Here is a 19023-nt window from a genome sequence, read left to right on the forward strand (position 1 = left end):
GCGACGACTCCCGGCCGGCCTGACCACATCATTTAAATACTTTCGAAGTAGAGAGAAACTATGCGTCCCCTAGCCATCTTGCTATAGGCAGGTATTACGTGACCTTAGCCCGCGTTGCCTGCCCTCTTAAGCCGATTTACTTTAGCCGGTCGTAGCGGAGCAGGGCTTCCAGGTAGTAGTAATCGGCGTACACCAGCGGGGCGTCTACTTCCGTCTTGGCGGGCTTGTGGGCCACGCAGTGCTTGATCAGGAAGTTCTGATTGTCGCCCAGGGTGGCGTGGTAGGCGGGGCTGCTCAGGCTCACCAGCATCTGCTCGGCGGCCTGTCGGTAGCGCTTAGCATCGGCGGCGGGGCTATACTGCTGCAATTCAAGCAGGGCCGAGGCCACAATGGCTGCCGCGGAGGCGTCGCGCTCCTCTTTCGGGATGCCGGGCGCGTTGAAATCCCAGTACGGAATCTTGTCGGCTGGCAGGTTGGGATGGTTCAGGAAAAAGTCGGCGGTTTTGCGGGCCTGCTGCCGGTAGCGGTCCAGCTTGGTTTCGCGGTAAAGCATGGTATAGCCGTAAATAGCCCAGGCCTGCCCCCGCGCCCAGGCCGAGTTGTCGGCCGCGCCCTGGGCCGTTTTGCGGGCCAGCACTTGGCCTTTATCGTCGTAGCACACCACGTGAAAGGTGCTGCCGTCGGGCCGGAAGTGGTTTTTCAGGGTATTGTCGGCGTGCGTGATGCTCAGGCGGCGCAGGGTGGAGTCGCCGCTGGTGCGGGCAGCCCAGGTGAGCAGCTCCAGGTTCATCATGTTGTCGATGATAACCGGGTATTTATAGCCGGCAAAGTCGTTCCAGGACTTGATCAGGCCCACCTGCGGGTTGAAACGGGTGGCCAACGACTGGGCGCCGGTGAGCAAGACGGGCTTGTAAGCAGGGTTTTGGGTGAGGCGGTAGCCGTTGCCGAAGGGGCAATACAACATAAAGCCCAGGTCGTGGGTACCGGTGTTGTGCTGTTCCTGCTGCATGGCCACCGTCCACTGGTCGGCCGCCTGCTGCCACTGGGGCTGCTTGGTGTACTCGTACATGTACCAGAGCGTACTCCCAAAAAAGCCGCTGGTCCACCACTCCGACTTGGTGTCCTTCAGCGCACCGTCGGGCCGGGTGGAGTACGGAAACTTGGTGCGGTCAGGGTGGGTTTTCAGCAACTGCGTAAGCTGCTCCCCGGCCCGGGCAAATTCCTGCTGCACGTTGATTTTGCGCTTTTGCGCCGTGGCCGAAAAAGAAGAAAACAGGGTTAACACCGCCGCCAGGGCGGGTACAAATACAGCGGAACGTTTCACGGGCTAGTGGTTGGAGAAAGGAAGAACTCGGGAGAGTGGGCGCAAGTAAGGATAGTCTGGGCATACTTGCGTATCCGGCCCCGCACAAAAGCCTAAAACGTTTTGGCAGCCTAATTCAACGGAGTGGCCTTACTTGAAAAGCAAACTGGCTCCAGTGGGGCTGCGTAAGGGCCAACTGCCGGGCTTCAGCACGGTTTAAATGCCGGCCCGAAGTAATCCGCTTTCTTTGTCTATGCTCCACAGCCTGCTATTCGCACCCTTTGCCGATGCCGACCGTCAAGCGCACTACGACGCCCTGCAGGCCGCTTTAGCCGCCGAGGACCCACCCGTACCCACCGTGCTGTTGGGCAATTTCACCGTGGCCGATGCCGCCTTCGATGCCGTCGTTATCCGCCCGCGCAGCGTCACCGCCCTGCAGTTGATGCCCGGGCAGGGCGAATTGCATATTGATGCGGCAGCGCTGTCATCCTGGCATTTGGGCGGGCAAGAGCTGGAAAATCCATTGGCTACCTTCCAGCAGCAGCAAAGAGTGCTGGCAGCCTGGCTAAGCGCCGACCTGGGGCCGACTACCGTGGCGCCCCCCGACATTACGGGTCTGGCCGTGTTCAGCGCGGCTGTGGAATTTGGCCCTGCGGTGGAAACCCAGTTGCGGCAGCTGCCCGAGGCCGACACCTTCGGCCTGTTGCGGCAGGCAGCCCACCTGCCCCGCCGCCTGTGGAACCTGACGCGCGTCGGCATTGACCTGCCGGAAACAACCCTGGTACGCTGGTTTGAGGACCTGGCCGGGGAAGCGGCAACGGGGGAAGATGACGTATTGGAAGAGGTATCGGAGTTGGTAGCACCCATGGGCTTCTGGGAGTACCGGGCGCGGCAGCTGTGGCGTTGGCTCGGGGCCGAAGACGTGCCCCACGACCAGCCCTACGGCTTCTCACCACCCGATTCCCAAGCTGCCAGCCAGGACGAAAAAGCCCGGCTGGAACTGATTCGCCAGCAGGTGCGGGCCGAGCTGCAGGAACAAAACCGCGCCGCCGCGGCCCGCGAAGCAGCCCGAGAACAAACCATTGCCCAGCTCCAGGCCCAGCTTCGCCAGGCATCGGCAGTTGCGCCCGAATCGGCGGAGCTGCAGGCCCGCCTGGCGGCCGAAACCCGGGAAAAAGCGGCGCTGGCCGAAGCCGTGCGCCAGGCTCAGGCCGAACTAGCCGCCCGCAACCGCCAGCTCGATGCCCGCATTGAGCAATTGGGTCAAGCCCTGCAGCAACTACAAGCCCGCCCCGCTCCTGCTGCCCCGGCTGCTTCGGCTCCTGCTCCTCTATCCGCAGCTGCGCCTGTAACCCCGGCGACTGCCAGGCTACCCCGCCGGGTGTCGGCTCCACCCCGCCCGGTCGCCGACTGGCAGGTGCGCTGGCACCGCGTAGCCGTGGTGGCCGCCGTGGCGGGTGGTCTGGGCTGGGGCGTGTGGGGTGCTATTCATCTGGCCGGCAAGCTGATTTCCCCGCCAAAGCCCCAAATAACGGTGCCCCGGCAACGCAACCAGCAGCCAAAAGCACAACCCGCGCCGGCTGCTGCTGCCGTAGATTCTACCGATGATTTCCTACTCCAGCGCGAGGAGCCCGTTATCCAGGATTCTACCGTAACGCCTACCCAATCCACCGATTCCTCCGAAATAATGCCCGAAATGGCCGAGCCGGACTTGGACGATACCAGTCCTGACGGCGACTAAGCAGTTCACTAGTCAATGGTCTTGGCACAACAAAAAGGCCCCAGGAATGCTCCTGGGGCCTTTTTTAATATAATGTTTTTAGCTTTGACTAATATGGCTTGGCGTCGTGGGCCGTAGCTTCGGCCTGGGCCACAGCTTCTGAGCCGCGGGCTTCGTTGTACTGGTTGCCACCCTCGGCCGTTTTGCCGTTGCGGGCTTGCTCCAGGCCTTCGGCCAGGCGCCGGCCCCAGTCCGGGTCGCAGTTAGTGCAAAGCTCCACCATTTTGTCGCTCACGCGGCGGTCGGCATCGGCCAGGGCCCCCACCATATTGTTGATCAGGTCGTCGCGCTCCCAATCCTCGTGCAGGCGGTACCGCTCGCCAGCCTGCTTGAAGTTGTTTTGCCGGTCAATGGTCTGCTTCATCAGGCGGCCCTTGTACTCGGGCATATGGTCGGGGGCGCTGCGGGGCGCTTCCTTCAGGCCGTTCAGGGAGCTGGGCTCGTAGTTGATGTGCAGATTCTGGTTCGGGGCCGAATCGACATGATAAGCCATCTGACCGTCGCGCTGGTTTGTAGCCACGTGCTTTTTAGGCGCGTTGATGGGCAGCTGCAAGTAGTTGGTACCCACGCGGTAGCGCTGAGTATCCGAATACGAGAACGTGCGACCCTGCAGCATCTTGTCGTCGGAGAAGTCGAGGCCGTCGACCAGCACGCCGGTACCGAAAGCCGACTGCTCCACTTCGGCGAAGTAGTTTTCGGGGTTGCGGTTCAGCGTCATCTTGCCCACGGGCAGGAAGGGAAACTGGTCTTCGGGCCAGATCTTGGTGTCGTCGAGCGGGTCGAAGTCCAGCTCAGGGTGCTCGTCGTCGCTCATAATCTGCACGCACAGTTCCCACTCGGGGAATTCGCCCTTGGCAATGTGCTCGAACAGGTCTTGGGTGGCGTGGTTGAAGTTTTTGGCCTGAATGGCCTCCGCTTCCTGGGCCGTCAGGTTTTTAATGCCCTGCAGCGGCTCCCAGTGGTATTTCACCAGCACGGCGTCGCCTTGCGCATTTACCCACTTATAGGTGTTCACGCCCGAGCCCTGCATCTGCCGGTAGTTAGCCGGAATGCCCCAGGGCGAAAACAGGAAGGACACCATGTGCATGGCCTCCGGGGTGTTGCAGATAAAGTCGAAAATCCGCTCCCCGCTCTGGCGGTTGGTTACCGGGTCGGGCTTCTGGGAGTGAATCAGATCCGGGAACTTCATGGCGTCGCGGATGAAGAACACCTTCAGGTTATTGCCCACCAAATCCCAGTTGCCGTCCTCGGTGTAGAACTTCACGGCGAAGCCGCGGGGTCGCGCAGGGTTTCGGGCGAGTGGCCGCCGTGGCCTACGGTGCTGAAGCGCACGAACACCGGCGTCTGCTTCCCTTTTTCCTGGAACAGCTTGGCGCGGGTATACTTGGCAATAGGCTCCCCGCCTACCGTGCCGTAGGCTTCGAATACGCCGTGGGCGCCGGCGCCGCGGGCGTGCACCACCCGCTCCGGAATCCGCTCCCGGTCGAAGTGGCTGATTTTTTCGATGAAGGCGTAGTTCTCCAGCGTGGCCGCACCCCGGTTGCCGATGGTGCGGATGTTCTGGTTGTTGGTGAGCGGGTGGCCCTGGCGGGTAGTCAGGGTCTGGGCATTCTCCCCGTCAGCCGTGCGCGAGTCGTGGGAGGTGCCGGCGCCCGTGACAGCCGTGCCCGTGCCGTCGCCGGATACATCGTGGCCATTGGAGCCAGCCGCGCCGTTCTGGTTCTGTTCTTCGTTCTGTGCCATTGGTATTTTGGGATGGATTGGAAGTAGTAAAATACCAAAAAAGAGTGAGAATGTTTTATAACGAATCCGGACCGATTATCCCTTTTCAAGGACAGGGCTAGCTTGAGCCACACGCTTTCCGCTTGGCCAAAACGCTTTCGGCCGGATTGCAGCACCATATTTCTGACTTAACTCTCTTGCACTGAAGGCCTATTACTTACCAGTTGAGCAGAGGCCCTGCCTGCCCAACGAAGGAGCAAGCCGGCACTGGCAGAACCAAATCTTATACTTTAGCCCGACTAGCAACCAGGGTAATGCACAGACCCATGACGGCAATAATGGAAAAGGAAATCCGCAGGCTCGCAGCTCCGGCAACCAGTCCAATCAGCGGCGGCCCGATCAGAAAGCCCAGGAACCCAACCGTGGACACGGCGGCCAGCGCCACGCCCGGCGACATTGTAGAAGCCTTGCCCGCCGCGCTATACACTAGTGGCACCACCGACGAGACGCCGAAGCCCACCAGTAAAAAACCCAGCACCGCCGTGGGCAAAGCCGGCAGCAACACGGCCAGTAGCAGGCCCGCCGCCGTGAGCAACCCACTGACTTGTAATACCGCCCGCACGCCGTAGCGGTGGGCAAACCAGTCGGCCACGAAGCGCCCCCGGCCATGGTGCTCATAAAAGCCGTGTAGCCCACGCCCACCCAGGCTGGTTCGGCCTGCACTACCTTGCGAAAGTAAATGCCGCTCCAGTCGAACATGGCTCCCTCACAAATCATGGAGCAGAAGGCAATCAGGCCCAGGCCTAGCAAGGCTTTGTCGGGCCGGGCAAAAATGGGCTGATTCGCTTCCCCACCCCGGTCTTCGCGCAACGTGTAGGGCCAACACCCGACCAGCCCTACCAAAATAGCGCCCCAGATAACGGCAAAGTGCCCGAGCGGATCAATGCCCCGCGCACTCATGAAATTACCAATGGCCGCCCCGGTAAACCCGGCCAGACTCCACAAACCATGAAAAGCGGCCATAATCGGGCGCTGATATAAGGCTTCCACGCCCACGGCCTGCGTGTTGACGGCAATATTGGTCAGGTTGCTGGTTACCCCGTAGAGAAACAAGCAGGCTACCAGCTGATACAGATTCTGGGCCCAGCCAATGCTGACTAGCGTACTGCTGTAGAGCACAGCGCCCACCAGCGCCATTCTGCGGCTACCTTGCGTAGCGACCAACCACCCGGCCAAAGGCAAGGATAACATCAGACCCACGGGCAAGGTGATAAGCACCAGGCCCAGTTCGGCTTCCGTCAGGCCCATCTTCTGCTGAATGCTGGGAATGCGGGACGCCCAGCTGGCAAAGCACAGGCCCTGCAGAAAAAACAGTGTACTGACGGCCAGCCGGTGCGCCTTTACCGACACTTGACCCGGGGAAAGCAATGAAAGCATAAACATTTGATTTAAAGCATTTTTCCCACCCTCACTAGCAGCTCTACTATACCTGACTAGCCAATATTCTGCAAGGAGAAAGAAGCATGGGAACCGGCCTTTTCGCTCAACCAAAATCAGGTTGGGAGCGGTTGTTGTAGGGCCCGGCAAGCCACCCGGTGAGCGGGCGGCAGCGCGGCCCCATCAACAACCGCGCTAAATATTTTTGGCAGCGGGAACGAATTACCGTTGGGCAGACTTTGTACGGCCACCTGCTCCTGGGCGGCGGTAGTTTGTCCAGAGCCGGGTTAAGCGTGTGTATGAAAAGATTGTTACTGTTCAAAAGTTCGCAGCGCCACGAGCGGCTAAGCCAGAAAATACGGACCGAGTTGAGCAAGCAGCTGGGGCTGGTGGGCACCTTGTCAGACTCGTGCCAGGAGCTTACGCTTACGCAGCTGAATGAATGTTTGCCGCTACTGCTGACTTTCCAGCCGCGGGCAGTGGAGGGCTGGCAGGATCAGGAGCACCACGGTGCCGCGCTTAGTCTATCCTTTCCCGGTGGCTACCGGCTGCTGCTTACCGTTTTTTGCCCGCCCCTGGACGCTCAACCCTGGTACCCGGACACGAAGATTTTTGTGTACAAAGACGCGCTGCTGAGCACGTATCTGGCCTGCCACCACAGCCATCTGTGCGCCGCTCTGCACCGCAGCCTGCAGGTGCTCAGCCAGCGCCAGCCGTTGAAACTGGCCCAGTAAGCCCCGGCTAGTGCCCGCGGGCCAGCAGGGCTATGCCTACCACAATGCTGACCAGCCCCAGCGCCTGGGACCACGACAGCGCCTCGCGCAGCACAACTAGGCCCAGCACGGCCGTAAGCAGCACCGAACCGCCCACAATTACCGGCGTGCCGACCGAGGAAGGCACCCCGCGGCTAAAGACCACGAACGTCAGGATTTCGGCTAGCCCCACGCCCAGTCCGGCCATGGTAGCCAGCAGCAGTCCTTTGCCGGTAATGGGCAGCGGTTGGCCCAGCAGCTTAAGCCGAAGCAGCCACACGGCCCCCAGCGCAGCAGCTACCAGCTGCAGCACCACGGCCCCTACGGCGGCCGGAATTTGGTCGGCAGCCAGCTTGATAAAGAAATTGTAGAGCGCCAGGCAGAAAGCCGTAAGCAGCGCCAGAGCCAGCCAGGGCATGCTACTTGAGGCGCTCCAGCAACTCCTGCTGCCGGTGCTGCCAGTTCTGGTAGTCCTCCTTTTCGGCCCACTGCTCCTGCAGCTGCGACTTGCGCACCACGGCCTCCACGGCGCCAATGGCCAGTTCGCGCAGGTCTTCACTTTCGGCCGCGTCCAGCTTTACAATCACCGGAATCAGGTCGACGGGAAAATCCTGGGCGGGCTTGCCCAAAATGGCGGCTACAATTTCGGCCGCGGCCAGGGCTTCACTGGCTTCGGGTGCCTCTAAGGTGCCCTCCTCCTCAGCGGCGGTGGCTAAAGCCTCATAGAGTACGGCCTCGCTGTGGTTGTCGCGAAAATCCTCGGCGAAGTCGGCCGCCGCGTCGTTGTCAAAGTTGTAGTAGCCCCAGGTGCCCATAGGTGGTTTTCGGTTTTTAGGAGTAGCTAACGTAAAGTCGCTACGAATTGATTGGCGGGAACAAGATTGAGTGTGGCCCCAGCGCGGATTTTACGATGCGCCAACGCCCTTGCTTAGCGGCAATCCAGCGGTAGTTGTTCTTGTCGTCTGAGTCTAAACGCCAGTCAAGGTCTTCAGCCCAGTATAGCGTTTCATTTTGCCACCGGCAGACGGCCTCCAGCAGTACGGTAAAGCCGGTATCCGCATTTCGCTCATCCTGGAACCAGTTGAAGCTGACTACGTCCTGAAACTCGATTTCGATAACCGGGACATCCCGAAACTAACTTTGAAACACCATCCGTACGAAGGTGCGGTTGTCAAACCTCATAGCCAGGTGCTCACTGATAAACTCTCGGTTCTGCAGGGCTACTTCCATGATACAGCTATCATGAAAGCTCCGATAAACCCGCATGAGTTAGTCGATATCAGCTTGGCTCTGAAATAGGTTCTACTTCATTTGCAAGCAGTTAGGCGCCTTACTTAAACTTCTCCTTGAGAATCTCTAACTCCACGGCCGGGGAAATCTTCTCGTAGAGCACGTGGTAGGCCGCCGAGGTAATGGGCATGTGTACGCCGAGCTTCTTGTTGAGCTCGTGTATGCTCTTGACGGCGTAGTAGCCCTCGGCCACCATATTCATCTCCATCTGCGCCGACTTCACCGAGTAGCCCCGCCCGATCATGTTACCGAAGGTGCGGTTGCGCGAAAACTGCGAATAAGCTGTTACCAGCAAATCACCCAGGTAAGCCGAGGCCGACAGGTCGCGCGGCTGGGGTTCATGGCGTGCACGAAGCGCCGCATTTCCTGCACCGCGTTGCTCACTAGCACCGCCTGAAAATTGTCGCCGTAGCCTAGGCCGTGGGCAATGCCGCAGGTCAGGGCAATGATGTTTTTCATCACGGCGAAGTACTCGATGCCGTCGAGGTCCTCCATGGGGTGGGCCTTCACGTAGCGGTTGCGCAGCAGGTGGCAGAAGTCTTCGGCCAACGTCAGGCTGGGCGAGCCAATGGTCAGGTAGCTCTGCTTTTCCAGGGCCACTTCCTCGGCGTGGCAGGGCCCGGCCACCACCCCGATTCGGTCGTGGGCAAGCCGGAACCGCTCGGCCACGTAGTCGGTTACCAGCACGTTTTTGCTGGGCACCATGCCCTTGATGGCCGAAATGACGCGCTTGTTTTTGAGCAGGTCCCGGTCGAGCTTGTCCAGGGAGCTTTGCACGAAGGCCGCGGGCACGGCCAGCACGAGCCAGTCGGCTTCTTCCACGGTTTCCTTGAGTTCGGTGGAGGGCAGCACCCGGTTCAGGTCGAAGGCCACCGAGGACAGGTAGCGCGGGTTGTGCCGGGTGCGCAGCAAGTGCTGCACGTCGTCTTTGCTGCGCATCCACCAGCCCACGCGGGCACCGTTTTCCGACAGAATCTTGGTAAGCGCGGTGGCCCAGGAGCCGCCGCCAATCATGGCTATTTTATCCACCGGGGATTGGGAATTTTAGAGGTCAGGGAGCCGAGTTTAGGCAAAAAAAATGAGAGGCTGGAAGCAGCAACTGCCTCCGGCCTCTCAACTACCCGAAAACGCGACTGTTAGCATTTAGTACGCGTTTATTAGCATTTGGCCTGCGCCTGTTAGGCCTTGGCGCTAGCGGCGGCTTACTTGTCGCCCTCGGGCTCCTCCTTCAGGGCCGCTTTGTTGATGGTCTTGGCGTCTTTCACCACGACCTGAGCACCGTCCTTGAGCGTTTTGGCCACGGCCCGGAACGGCCCGCTTACCACCTCGTCGCCGGCCTGCAGGCCGCTGCGGATTTCGATGTTGGCAAAGTCGCTGATACCGGTCTTAACGGGCGTCAGCACCGATTTGCCATTGCGGACGACGAATACCACTTCCTGAATTTCCGTTTTAGGCCCGGCCTTGGCACTCACCGGAATGGCGGCCCCTTTCTCCTCGGGCTTGGCCCCCGCGGTTAGGGTGCTGTCGGAGCGGGTCGTGACGGCAGCCAGCGGCACGCTCAGGACGTTACTTTTCCGGTCGGTAATCACGTCGACCGAAGCCGTCATGCCGGGGCGGAACGGCACGACCGTGCGGCCTTGCACGGTGCGCACCAGGTGGCGGTACGAGTCGGGCAGGAGGCGAATCCGAACCTCAAACTCGGTTACGGCCTCGGCCGTCAGCGCGTCCTTGGCCGTGTTGGCAATGCTGGTCACGATGCCGCGGAACTTCTCGTCCTTGCTGGCGTAGCTGTCCACTTCCACGTCGGCCGAGTCGCCGAGGTGCACGTTGATAATGTCGTTTTCATTCACGTTTACCCGCACTTCCATCGAGTTGAGGTTGGCAATGCGCATGATTTCGGTACCGGCCATCTGAGTGGTACCCACTACCCGCTCGCCTTTCTCCACGTTAAGCTTGCTCACCGTGCCGCTTACCGGGGCGTAAATCGTGGTTTTGTTCAGGTTCTTGCGGGCTTCCTCCAGGCCGGCCTGGGCGCTGGCCACATTGCTCTGGGCCGCCCGGATGCTCTGGCGGGCCGAGTTGATTTCCTCCTGAGAAGCATCATAGGCGGCTTTGCTGGCCTCGTAGTCGGCCTGCGAAATGACTTTCTGCTTGTAAAGCGAGGCGTTGCGGCGGTACGTCAACTCGGTTTGTTTGGCCGAGGCGATGAGCTGCTGCAGGCGGGCCTGGGTCTGGCCCACGTTGGCGCGCTGGGTGTTCACCGTAGCCGACTGCATGTTCACGTTGGCCTGGTAGTTATCAGGACGGATGCGCAGCAGCAGCTGGCCCTTCTTCACCGAGTCGCCCTCGGCCACGTACAGCTCGATGATTTCGCCGGATACGTCGGGAGAGATTTTCACTTCGGTTTCGGGCTGAATCTTGCCCGAGGCACTGACTTTCTCCACAATGGTCTGCGGCGCGGCTTTGGCCGTCATAACCTCCGTGCCGGCCGGCTGCCCTACCCAGCCCTTCTTTTTGGCGACTACAAAGCCGACAATCATCACCAGGACGACGAGTAATAAAGCGTAGAGTAAGCGGTTGTTTTTCATATTCGATAAAAAGCAAATCGAGGGTAAGAGGAAGCGAAACGGTGGAAAGTTGGGGCAAAAAAAGCAAGAAGCCAGTAGTCGGGACTAAATATCCCGGCTACTGGCTTCTCTTAACTGAAAATCGACTTACAAGCTAAGGGCACGTCCTTCGTAGAAATCCAGCACTTTACGCCGGAAGATGAACTCGTATTTGGCCTGAATCATGCTCGACTCGGCCCCATATAGGTTGTTTTTGGCAATGTTGAAGTCGGTGCCGTTGAGCAGGCCGTTGTTGAAGCGGATTTCCGCGTTGCGGTAGGCCGCGCTCAAAGCTTCCGTTTGGCGCTTGGCGGAGCCATAGCGACGCTGGGCGGCAATGGCGTCGGCGTAGGCCTGCTGAATGCTTTGGCGCAGCTCTAGGCGGGTTTGCTCGGCGCGCAACTCACTCTGCTTCACCCCAATAACGGAGCGCTGCACGTTGGTGCGGGCCTGCCAGCCGTTGAGAATCGGAATGGAAAGGTTGAACTGGACCTGCTTACCCAGGTTGTTTTTTACCTGGGAGCTGAAGCCTTCGGGCAGGGTTTCGAAGCGGGGCTGCAGAATACCGGCAAACACGCCCGGCACGGCCTGCGGACCCGTGGGTGTAAGCTGGTAAATAAAGCCCGAGGGTACGATGGTCGAGTCGCCGGTGAGCTTGCGCCCGATGCGGGCTGAGGAGTAGCCCGAGAAAATGCTGGCCCCGAAGGAAAGGCGCGGGAAATAAGCGCCGCGGGCTATTTCCGTCCCGCGCAGCGAGCTTTCTACCCGCAGGTCGGCGGCCTTAATTTCCGGCATCATGCCTACAGCCGTCTGGTAGGTGCCTTCCGGATTGGAGGCCAGCGGAGCCTCGTCGTCCGGGTCGGGCAGGCTGGGCACCTCAATCTCAAAGCCGGCGACGGAGGGCAGATTCAACAGCTGGGCCAGCTGCAGCTTGTAAAAAGCCACCTGGTTTTGGGCCGTAATCACGTTGAGCTCATCGGAGGCCAGCTGGGCCTGGCTGTCGAGCAGGTTGCTTTCGGCCACGCTGCCCGCTTTCAACAGCTTTTGCGTGCGGGCTACCTGCTGCTGGCTGCTGTTGACGCGCGCTTCGTTGGCCCGCACCAGCTCCTGGGCCAGCACCAGCTGCAAAAACGACGAGGCCACGTTCAGGGCAATGTCATTGCGCGACTTCTCGATGTCACTTAGGCCGGCCTGGTAGTCGAGCTGGTTGCGCTTAATCGTATTGCGCACCTGAAAGCCCGAGAACAGGTTCAAACCCGCCGTGGCCGAGAAGTTGTTGGCCCGGGTGGTCTGGTTCTGAAACTGAAAGGTGAGCGGGTCCACGTTGGTACCGTAGTTCCAGCTCTGGGAGGCCGAGGCGTTGGCGGTGGGCAGCTGACTCAGGCGGCTCTGGCGCAGGGTGGCCTCACTGAGCTCGGCCGAGAGCTGCGACTGCCGCACCGACAGGTTGTTTTGCAGGGCTACGTCGATGGCCCGCTGCAGGGTGTAGGGTCCGCTGGGCGCGGCCGCGGGCACCGAGCCGGCCGGGGGCTGGGTCGGCGTGGTCGTTTGGGCGGCGGCTGGCAGAACAGCGGCACTGAGCAGCAGCGCTCCGACGCCCGCCGTGGCTAACTGGTACAGAAACGGAGTACGAGGTGTTTTCATAGGGCAGAGCGCTGGCGAAGACCGGCGTAGCAAAAGTAATTATTCAATATTAGGAATATAAGTTACTCGGTGTACCCAGCTGAGCTGGCGCAGGTATTCGAGGGTTATTTCCTTGATACCCGAGTCCATTTCGATGAACTGCCGGGCCGCGTCGTTCTTGCCCTTCCGGCTCACGAACATGGTGGCAATGTTGCAGTCGTCGTGGGCAATGACCGAGGCAATGAAGGCAATAGAACCGGGCCGGTCGTCGGCATCCACGATGAGCGTGTGCAGGGAAGCCGAGAAATCGGAGGGAAACCCGTCGACTTCCACGATGCGGATTACGCCCCCGCCCCGGCTCTGCCCAATAACCTCCACGCTGTGGCCCGTGCGCTCGTCTCGCAGCTGCAGCCGGATGGTGTTGGGGTGCATGGTGGAGGCGTTGCCCACGCTCTGAAAGGTATACTGCAGGCCCGCCTGCGCGGCGTGCTCGAAAGCCTCGCGGATGCGCTTGTCGTCGGTGGCCATGCCCAGCAGGCCGGCCACGATGGCGCGGTCGGAGCCGTGGCCCTCGTAGGTGCGGGCAAACGAATTGTAGAAGGTAATAATGGCATGCGTGGGCAAGGAGCCCAGGATGCGGATGGCCGCGCTGGCAATCCGGACCACGCCCGCCGTATGGGAGCTGCTCGGCCCGATCATCACGGGCCCGATCATATCAAAAATGCTGCTTTTTTCGGCCATAAGTGGGCTAAAAGTAGGGGATTTGGCCGGGATACCAACCAAAATCGTCGGGCGTACGTAGGGGGTTGGCCCGCGCGAAACGCTGATGCCCCAGTAGATGGCTGCCGCGGGCCAAGGGTTGCCTGCAACTGGCAGTTTCGGCGGCTTTTTTGTTCCTTGTGCCGCCGTTGCCACCCAGACGGCTTCTTTTCTCCCGCTTCCAACCACCCCAACCAATGTCTTTGCCACAGGACGAATTCTCGCCCGCCGTGCTCGAACAGCTGCGCCGCTTGCAGCAGAAGTACGCCGCCGACGGTCAGGATCTGGCAGGCTACCTCGAGGGCCTGTACTACGCCGACTACGTCAACTACTGGGACTACATCGAGCTGGACACGCTGCTTTCGCTGCAGCGGCCCCTGACCCAGATTCCCGACGAGCGGATCTTTATCATGTACCACCAGATTACGGAGCTCTATTTCAAGCTCTGCCTCTGCGAGTACGAGCAAATCGGGCAACTCACGGCCCCGACCGTGGGTGAGCTGGTGCTGCGCCTGGGCCGCATCAACCGCTACTTCGAGAACCTGATTGACTCGTTCGACGTGATGGTTGACGGCATGGATAAGAATCAGTTTCTGCAGTTTCGCATGGCCCTGATGCCCGCCTCGGGCTTTCAGAGCGTGCAGTACCGCATGATTGAAATTGCCTCCACCTCGCTCGACAACCTGCTGAACAAAGAGAAGCGCCGCCTGCTGGGCGAAGCCGCCGCCCACGACGAGCTGATGGGCTGCATCTACTGGAAGGCCGGGGCCACTGTTGAGGAAACCGGTGCCAAAGCCCTGACCTTGATTCAGTTTGAGGAGAAATACACCAAGCAGCTCAGCCAGCACGCAGCCGAGTACCAGGACCGCAACGTGTGGACCATCGTGCAGCGCCTGCCCGAGGAAGACCGGCAGCACCCGCGCCTGCTGCGTCAGCTCAAGCTGCTCGACACCAACGTGAACATCAACTGGCCGCTGATGCACTTTAAGTCGGCGGTACGCTACCTGGAGCGCGACCCCACGGCCCTGGCGGCTACGGGCGGCACCAACTGGAAGAAGTACCTGCCTCCCAAGTTTCAGAAGCGCATCTTCTACCCCCAGCTCTGGACCTCGCAGGAACTGGAAGACTGGGGCAAAAACTGGGTGGAAAGCATCCTGGAGGAAGCCAGCTCCTAGTTTTATTCGCAACCAACAAAGCCCGGTACTGCAGCCTAACGTGACTGCGGTACCGGGCTTTTTCGGGTTGCCTGCTGGGTATGCTACAGGTTGTAGAGCATTTTCACGCCCTCGGTCAGCCCCGTAGGCTTGCGGCCCAGAATTGCTTCCAGCTCGGGGCTTACGTCGGCTTCTTGCCCGTTTTTGATGTCGGTCAGAAAGCCGAGGGTGCGCTGAACAGCCAGTTCCGGCACCCCGCGCTCCTGCATCTGGGCTGCAAACACAGCAGATTCCGCCGGTGCGTAGGTTACGTCCATTCCCGAGGCCGCCGTTAGAGCCGCAGCCACGTCGGTAAAGGAATACGACTCAGCGCCGGTGAAATGGTAGATTCGGTTGTCGCACGGGCCGGTTAGGAGCACGTTGGCAATAGCCTCCCCCATTTCGCTGCGCAGGGCATACGCCACCCGGCCCGCCCCAGCCGGCAGCTGTATGCCGGTTTCCAGCACCCGGGGGCCCGTAAACAGCGGCAGCACGTCCATGTAGAGAATATTGCGGAAAAGCACGTAGGGCAGTCCGCTGGCCTGAATGTAGGCTTCAGTCTGGAAATGCCGCTCCATCAACTGGTTGACCAGCGTGTGGGGGTCGCGCAGGGCCCGGCTGGTGTAGGCCAGGCACCGCACGCCAGCCTTTTTGGCGGCATCCACCACGTTGTAGTGCTGCTGCAGGGCCTCGTCCTCGCCCCCACCCGAGATGAGCAGTACTTTTTCCACGCCCTGCATGGCCCGCTCCAACGAAGCCAGGTCGTCGTAATTACCCTGGTGAATGGTGACGCCCTGCGCTTTCAGGTCGGCGGCTTTGTGCTCGTCGCGCACCAGGGCGGCCAAGCGGCTGGGGGCCGTTCTTTGCAAGAGCGTGTGCAGTACGGCGGTGCCAAGGTGGCCCGTTGCTCCGGTTACTAGTATCATGGGAATCGTCTGGTTAGTGAACAGCAGGGGTTGCCGGGGCTGCCCAGGACCGTGCTTAAGGTCCCTCTGGCAGCTTACCGAAAGTTGCTGCGACAAAATTCCCCGCTAGCGGAGCCGGATCAAATGGCCGGATGGCGGCAAGCTGTGGCGAAATGGCGGCAGTTGCGCTTAGCCGGCCTGCCGATAGGCCGAGGGCGAAAGTCCGCTGGTTTTCTTGAAAAACCGGCTAAAGGCAAACTGGTCGGTAAAGTGCAGGCACTCGGCCACCTGATACACCGTCCGGGCCTGATCCTCTAGTAAAGCTTTGGCTTCCAGAACCACGGCAGCGGCTATCCATTCGCCGGCCGTTTTGCCCGTTGCTTCCTTTACCAGCTCACTCAAGTGCTTGGGCGTAACGCACAGCGTATCGGCGTAAAACCGGACGCTCCGCTCCCGGGAGCTGTGCATCTGGACGAGCTCCTTAAAGGCCACGACCAGCGCCTGGCCCCTGCTTTTCGCTGCCGGCGGTCCGCCGGCCAATGACCGGTCGTGAATGGCGCCCACCTCGTAGAGCAAGCCGTTCAGGATGTTTTTCAGGATGTTGCTGCGGTGGGCGTGCGGGGTGTTGTACTTCTGCTGCAGAAAGCGAAACGACAGGGCCACGTTGTCTGCCTCCGGGGCCGTAAGCTGAAATACATAGGTTGTGGGCTGGACCAAAAAGCTGAGCCGGCCCGTGCTGCCATTGTTGGTGGTAATGAAGTCCTTGGTAAAAAAGATGGACAGCGTTTCGTAGTCCTCGGATACCGACACCCACTCCTTAATAACGTCTGGGGTGGCCAGTACCAGGCAGCCCGCCGTTACGGCGTACGGGGCCAGATTCACCTTAAGCTCGGCCCGCCCCCGCAGGCACAAGCTGATTTTATAATAGTCGCCCCGGTACGGCTGCTGCAGCGGAATCCGGGGCTTGGCCGTGGCATAGTCGGGGAAAAACACCTCGGCATTGGCCTGGCCAGGTCCGGCAAACGCGGGCAGCTCGTAGGTGGGAATACGTTCGGTCATTGGGGCAATATGCAGCTTACAACTCATTTCCTGAGCGGCACCCAGTTGCTAGCAACCGGCGGGGCGGAGTTTGGTTGGGTTTGGGGCGTGGGCTTCAGCCGCCAGGCTGCGAAAAGCACTTCAGCCGCGGCGCACCTTGGCCTCCACCGAAGGTCGGACTCTTATGCGATAGTGTGCGGCTTTTTCCGCAACTTTCCGCTGTGCCGCTCCATTAATCCTGGCCTTACTTTATGCTGAAATTTCTTGTTAAGGGTTGCTTATTTATCCTAGCTGGGGGCCTGCTCAGCTATAGCCCGGCAGCAGCGCAAACTGCCGGCACTACCCCCCGCTATGCGCAAAGCGACGCCCTGCGCGCGCCCAACGGCATTAATGAGCGGCCACGCTACGGGGGCATGACTAAGACGGCCGCCCAGCGGGAAGCGGATGCGCGTTTTGTGGCCGAAGCCCGGCAGCAGTACGGCAGTGCCCAGGCTGCCATGCAGGCCCACGTCAATTTCGGCTGGCACTACCTGGCTACGGGCCACGCTCCTACGGCCATCAAGCGCTTCAACCAGGCTTGGCTGCTCGACTCCACAGCGGCCGACGTTTACTTCGGCTTCAGCGCCTATTTGCGTCAAACCAATCAGTTAGTCGAGGCTGCGCAGTTTGAACAGCTGGCCGGCCGGCACGACTCGGGCAATGCGGCCCGGCTGCGGTACTACGCCAGCTTGGGCTACGGCCAGTCGTTGCGCCGCGACTACGTCGGAGCCATTGCCGCCAACGAGCAGATTCTGGCTCTGGACCCCACCAATGCCTCCGCCCTCGGTCGTATTGGCTATTTCGCCATGCAGCAGCAGGATACGGCCCGCGCCGGGCAGTACCTGAGCCGGGCCGTGGCCCTGAACCCGCAGGACTCGGTAGCTTACCTGAACCGGGGCTGGGTGCGCTACGGGCAGAAGCGTTACCCGGCGGCCGTAGCCGACTTTACCCGGGCCCTTAGCATCAATCCGCGCTACGTGAGTGCCTACGCCAACCGGGCCCTGGCTTACTCTGAGGCCGGCAACTACCCGGCCGCCATTGCCGATTGGCAAACCTGCCTGAGCCTGGTATCCTCCCGCGACAGAACCCAGTTCTACTTTCTTATCGGGCAGGCCAAGACGAAAATCAATGACCCCGCGGGGCCTGTGAAGCTTGGCGCCAAGCCCTGAAATGGGCCTACACACCCGACGCAGAAAGAGAAATCCGCCGGGCTATGAAGAGCAGCTGTGACAAATAACCGGTTCTAGAATCGGGCGGCCGGCAGCCTTGGGACCGAGCTATCCGCCACTTCATACGGGTTGAGTTCAAACAACAGTCGACTTGCTGCTGGGCTGGTTACTTTCCCTAAAACACCCTTGGGCGCGGGCAAGCGGCGGCCTTTAGTTGGGCACCCGCGGCATGGAGCGCGGGCGACTCCGCTCCTTGCCACGCCGGCAGAGTAGCTGGCCGTACTGCCTAAAAGCAAGTACCAAGCATCCTGCCGGGCTTGGCAACGTAGTAGGCGGGGTACTACCCTCCTATTGACGCGCGTGTTATGCCAAAAATACTACTGCTGATTCTATTCGCCTGCCTGGCTGCCGCCCCGGATGGTTGGGCTCAGGCTGATGGCGCCGAGCGGCCCCGCTACGCCGGACGCGCCCAAACCGCGGCCCAGCGCCAGGCCGACCAGGAATTTATAGCCCAGGCCCTGCAGCAGTACAAAACCCGGGCTGCCGCTTCTGAAACCTACGTCGACGAGGGCTGGACTGCCTTTTACCAGGAGAAGTATCCCCAGGCGCTGCAGCAGTACAACCGGGCCTGGCTGCTCGACTCGACCAGTGCCAACGTGTACTATGGGCTGAGCGCCTACCTCACCAAGCGGGGCACTCCGGCCGAGGCGGCGCGGTACTTTGAGCTGGCCCAGCGCCGCGACCCGCAACGCCGCGGGGCCCTAACCTACTACGTGCGCCTGGCTGATTTGCAGGAAAAGCTGGGCGACCACGCCGGCGTGCTGGCCTCCTACCAGCAGGTGCTGCGCCTCGACCCCAAGAATGCTAATGCCTACCGCGTGCTGGGCACCACGTATGCCACGCTGCAAGACAGCGCCCGGGCCCGACAGCACCTGCAGAAAGCCCTGGCCCTGAACCCGGCCGACTCGGTGACTTACCTGGGCCTGGGCCAACTGGCCTACGGCCGGCAGGAATACGCCCGGGCCGTGGCCGCCTACAGCCAAGCTATCCGCCTCAACAGCCATTACCTCGATGCCTACGCCGCCCGGGGCCTGGCTTACGAGCAGCAGGGCCAGCTTACCCAGGCCGTAGCCGATTACAACAAATGCCTGGAAATGGCCGAATTCGTGGATAAAGGACAGTTCTACCGCATGCTGGCCATTGCCCAGATCAAGCTCGAAGACCCCAGCGCCTGCGAATCGCTGCGGCAGGCCCTGCGCTGGGGCGACGCGGCCGTGGGCGAAAAAGAGCTCAAGCGTATCCTTAAGGAGCACTGCCGCTAAGCCCGGCCGTAGAAACCCGGGCGGCAACCCCAACCCGGCCGGGGCGCGTATGCCCACCAGCAAGGCCTTTCACCTCTGCCCCGAA

The 19023-nt window shown here is 60.8% G+C and carries 16 protein-coding genes and 3 pseudogenes; 6 read left to right on the top strand and 13 right to left on the bottom strand.

Annotation, left to right across the window (positions count from 1 at the left end; all coding sequences use genetic code 11):
- Window positions 1–136: 136 nt before the first annotated feature.
- Entirely contained in the window at window positions 137–1324 is a 1188-nt protein-coding gene (locus tag MUN79_RS20295; protein WP_244674406.1) for a glycoside hydrolase family 88 protein, read from the bottom strand.
- 232 nt (window positions 1325–1556) lie between these two features.
- On the opposite strand from MUN79_RS20295, the gene MUN79_RS20300 reads away from it, so the two are divergent.
- Window positions 1557–3044: a hypothetical protein gene (locus MUN79_RS20300; RefSeq protein WP_244674407.1), complete on the top strand. Its 1488-nt coding sequence runs from the start codon at window positions 1557–1559 to the stop codon at window positions 3042–3044.
- Between the two features lie 88 nt (window positions 3045–3132).
- Here the strand turns inward: MUN79_RS20300 and MUN79_RS31940 are convergent, their stop codons facing one another.
- From MUN79_RS31940 to MUN79_RS20315, 4 genes and pseudogenes are all read right to left on the bottom strand, one after another.
- Window positions 3133–3576, bottom strand: coding sequence for a catalase-related domain-containing protein (locus MUN79_RS31940; protein ID WP_375378265.1), 444 nt, complete (start codon window positions 3574–3576; stop codon window positions 3133–3135).
- Window positions 3568–4826 (bottom strand): annotated as a pseudogene (locus MUN79_RS20305) (catalase); the annotation flags it as partial. The gene MUN79_RS31940 and the pseudogene MUN79_RS20305, both read right to left, overlap by 9 nt.
- A gap of 262 nt (window positions 4827–5088) precedes the next feature.
- Window positions 5089–5457 carry an MFS transporter gene (locus MUN79_RS20310; protein WP_375378187.1) on the bottom strand — a complete coding sequence of 123 codons (369 nt, stop codon included), beginning with the start codon at window positions 5455–5457 and terminating at the stop codon, window positions 5089–5091.
- 65 nt (window positions 5458–5522) lie between these two features.
- Window positions 5523–6248: pseudogene (locus MUN79_RS20315) on the bottom strand (MFS transporter); the annotation flags it as partial.
- 293 nt (window positions 6249–6541) lie between these two features.
- Here MUN79_RS20315 and MUN79_RS20320 point away from each other — a divergent pair.
- Window positions 6542–6976 (top strand): hypothetical protein, encoded by a 435-nt coding sequence (locus tag MUN79_RS20320; protein ID WP_244674410.1) that lies wholly within the window; start codon window positions 6542–6544, stop codon window positions 6974–6976.
- 7 nt (window positions 6977–6983) lie between these two features.
- Here MUN79_RS20320 and MUN79_RS20325 read toward each other — a convergent pair whose 3' ends face one another.
- Together MUN79_RS20325 and MUN79_RS20330 are read right to left on the bottom strand one after the other, a co-directional pair.
- Entirely contained in the window at window positions 6984–7412 is a 429-nt protein-coding gene (locus MUN79_RS20325) for an EamA family transporter (protein WP_244674411.1), read from the bottom strand.
- Between the two features lies 1 nt (window position 7413).
- Window positions 7414–7809, bottom strand: coding sequence for a DUF4259 domain-containing protein (locus MUN79_RS20330; RefSeq protein ID WP_244674412.1), 396 nt, complete (start codon window positions 7807–7809; stop codon window positions 7414–7416).
- 196 nt (window positions 7810–8005) lie between these two features.
- Between MUN79_RS20330 and MUN79_RS20335 the strand changes: the two genes are divergently transcribed.
- A complete protein-coding gene (locus tag MUN79_RS20335; RefSeq protein WP_244674413.1) occupies window positions 8006–8293 on the top strand; it encodes a hypothetical protein in 288 nt (95 codons plus the stop codon).
- 31 nt (window positions 8294–8324) lie between these two features.
- Here MUN79_RS20335 and MUN79_RS20340 read toward each other — a convergent pair.
- The 4 genes and pseudogenes from MUN79_RS20340 to sdaAB all read right to left on the bottom strand — a co-directional run bounded on the left by MUN79_RS20340 (window position 8325) and on the right by sdaAB (window position 13254).
- Window positions 8325–9298 (bottom strand): annotated as a pseudogene (locus tag MUN79_RS20340) (NAD(P)H-dependent glycerol-3-phosphate dehydrogenase).
- 188 nt (window positions 9299–9486) lie between these two features.
- Complete coding sequence (locus tag MUN79_RS20345) at window positions 9487–10872, bottom strand: efflux RND transporter periplasmic adaptor subunit (protein ID WP_244674414.1); 1386 nt, start codon at window positions 10870–10872, stop codon at window positions 9487–9489.
- Between the two features lie 126 nt (window positions 10873–10998).
- The gene (locus MUN79_RS20350; RefSeq protein WP_244674415.1) at window positions 10999–12534 is read right to left on the bottom strand and encodes a TolC family protein; all 1536 of its coding nucleotides are present in this window, start codon (window positions 12532–12534) and stop codon (window positions 10999–11001) included.
- Between the two features lie 39 nt (window positions 12535–12573).
- Window positions 12574–13254 carry an L-serine ammonia-lyase, iron-sulfur-dependent subunit beta gene (gene sdaAB / locus MUN79_RS20355; RefSeq protein ID WP_244674416.1) on the bottom strand — a complete coding sequence of 227 codons (681 nt, stop codon included), beginning with the start codon at window positions 13252–13254 and terminating at the stop codon, window positions 12574–12576.
- A 215-nt stretch (window positions 13255–13469) separates the two neighbouring features.
- Between sdaAB and MUN79_RS20360 the strand changes: the two genes are divergently transcribed.
- Window positions 13470–14447 carry a tryptophan 2,3-dioxygenase family protein gene (locus tag MUN79_RS20360; protein ID WP_244674417.1) on the top strand — a complete coding sequence of 326 codons (978 nt, stop codon included), beginning with the start codon at window positions 13470–13472 and terminating at the stop codon, window positions 14445–14447.
- 83 nt (window positions 14448–14530) lie between these two features.
- Here MUN79_RS20360 and MUN79_RS20365 read toward each other — a convergent pair whose 3' ends face one another.
- Both MUN79_RS20365 and MUN79_RS20370 read right to left on the bottom strand, forming a co-directional pair.
- A complete protein-coding gene (locus tag MUN79_RS20365) occupies window positions 14531–15391 on the bottom strand; it encodes an SDR family oxidoreductase (RefSeq protein WP_244674418.1) in 861 nt (286 codons plus the stop codon).
- A gap of 168 nt (window positions 15392–15559) precedes the next feature.
- Window positions 15560–16429 carry a helix-turn-helix domain-containing protein gene (locus MUN79_RS20370; protein WP_244674419.1) on the bottom strand — a complete coding sequence of 290 codons (870 nt, stop codon included), beginning with the start codon at window positions 16427–16429 and terminating at the stop codon, window positions 15560–15562.
- A gap of 230 nt (window positions 16430–16659) precedes the next feature.
- Between MUN79_RS20370 and MUN79_RS20375 the strand changes: the two genes are divergently transcribed.
- Entirely contained in the window at window positions 16660–17616 is a 957-nt protein-coding gene (locus MUN79_RS20375) for a tetratricopeptide repeat protein (RefSeq protein WP_244674420.1), read from the top strand.
- 365 nt (window positions 17617–17981) lie between these two features.
- Window positions 17982–18938, top strand: a complete 957-nt coding sequence (locus MUN79_RS20380; RefSeq protein ID WP_244674421.1) for a tetratricopeptide repeat protein — start codon at window positions 17982–17984, stop codon at window positions 18936–18938.
- Window positions 18939–19023: the final 85 nt, after the last annotated feature.

This window comes from Hymenobacter cellulosilyticus, from assembly GCF_022919215.1.
GTDB classification, from domain to species: Bacteria; Bacteroidota; Bacteroidia; order Cytophagales; family Hymenobacteraceae; genus Hymenobacter; species Hymenobacter cellulosilyticus.

Excerpts from the sequence above, each read along its gene's own strand:
- MUN79_RS20300 (WP_244674407.1), top strand. The coding sequence starts at position 1,557 with ATGCTCCACAGCCTGCTATTCGCACCCTTTGCCGATGCCGACCGTCAA.
- MUN79_RS31940 (WP_375378265.1), bottom strand. The coding sequence starts at position 3,576 with ATGGCTTATCATGTCGATTCGGCCCCGAACCAGAATCTGCACATCAAC.
- MUN79_RS20320 (WP_244674410.1), top strand. The coding sequence starts at position 6,542 with ATGAAAAGATTGTTACTGTTCAAAAGTTCGCAGCGCCACGAGCGGCTA.
- MUN79_RS20325 (WP_244674411.1), bottom strand. The coding sequence starts at position 7,412 with ATGCCCTGGCTGGCTCTGGCGCTGCTTACGGCTTTCTGCCTGGCGCTC.
- MUN79_RS20330 (WP_244674412.1), bottom strand. The coding sequence starts at position 7,809 with ATGGGCACCTGGGGCTACTACAACTTTGACAACGACGCGGCGGCCGAC.
- MUN79_RS20345 (WP_244674414.1), bottom strand. The coding sequence starts at position 10,872 with ATGAAAAACAACCGCTTACTCTACGCTTTATTACTCGTCGTCCTGGTG.
- MUN79_RS20350 (WP_244674415.1), bottom strand. The coding sequence starts at position 12,534 with ATGAAAACACCTCGTACTCCGTTTCTGTACCAGTTAGCCACGGCGGGC.
- sdaAB (WP_244674416.1), bottom strand. The coding sequence starts at position 13,254 with ATGGCCGAAAAAAGCAGCATTTTTGATATGATCGGGCCCGTGATGATC.
- MUN79_RS20360 (WP_244674417.1), top strand. The coding sequence starts at position 13,470 with ATGTCTTTGCCACAGGACGAATTCTCGCCCGCCGTGCTCGAACAGCTG.
- MUN79_RS20365 (WP_244674418.1), bottom strand. The coding sequence starts at position 15,391 with ATGATACTAGTAACCGGAGCAACGGGCCACCTTGGCACCGCCGTACTG.
- MUN79_RS20370 (WP_244674419.1), bottom strand. The coding sequence starts at position 16,429 with ATGACCGAACGTATTCCCACCTACGAGCTGCCCGCGTTTGCCGGACCT.
- MUN79_RS20375 (WP_244674420.1), top strand. The coding sequence starts at position 16,660 with ATGCTGAAATTTCTTGTTAAGGGTTGCTTATTTATCCTAGCTGGGGGC.
- MUN79_RS20380 (WP_244674421.1), top strand. The coding sequence starts at position 17,982 with ATGCCAAAAATACTACTGCTGATTCTATTCGCCTGCCTGGCTGCCGCC.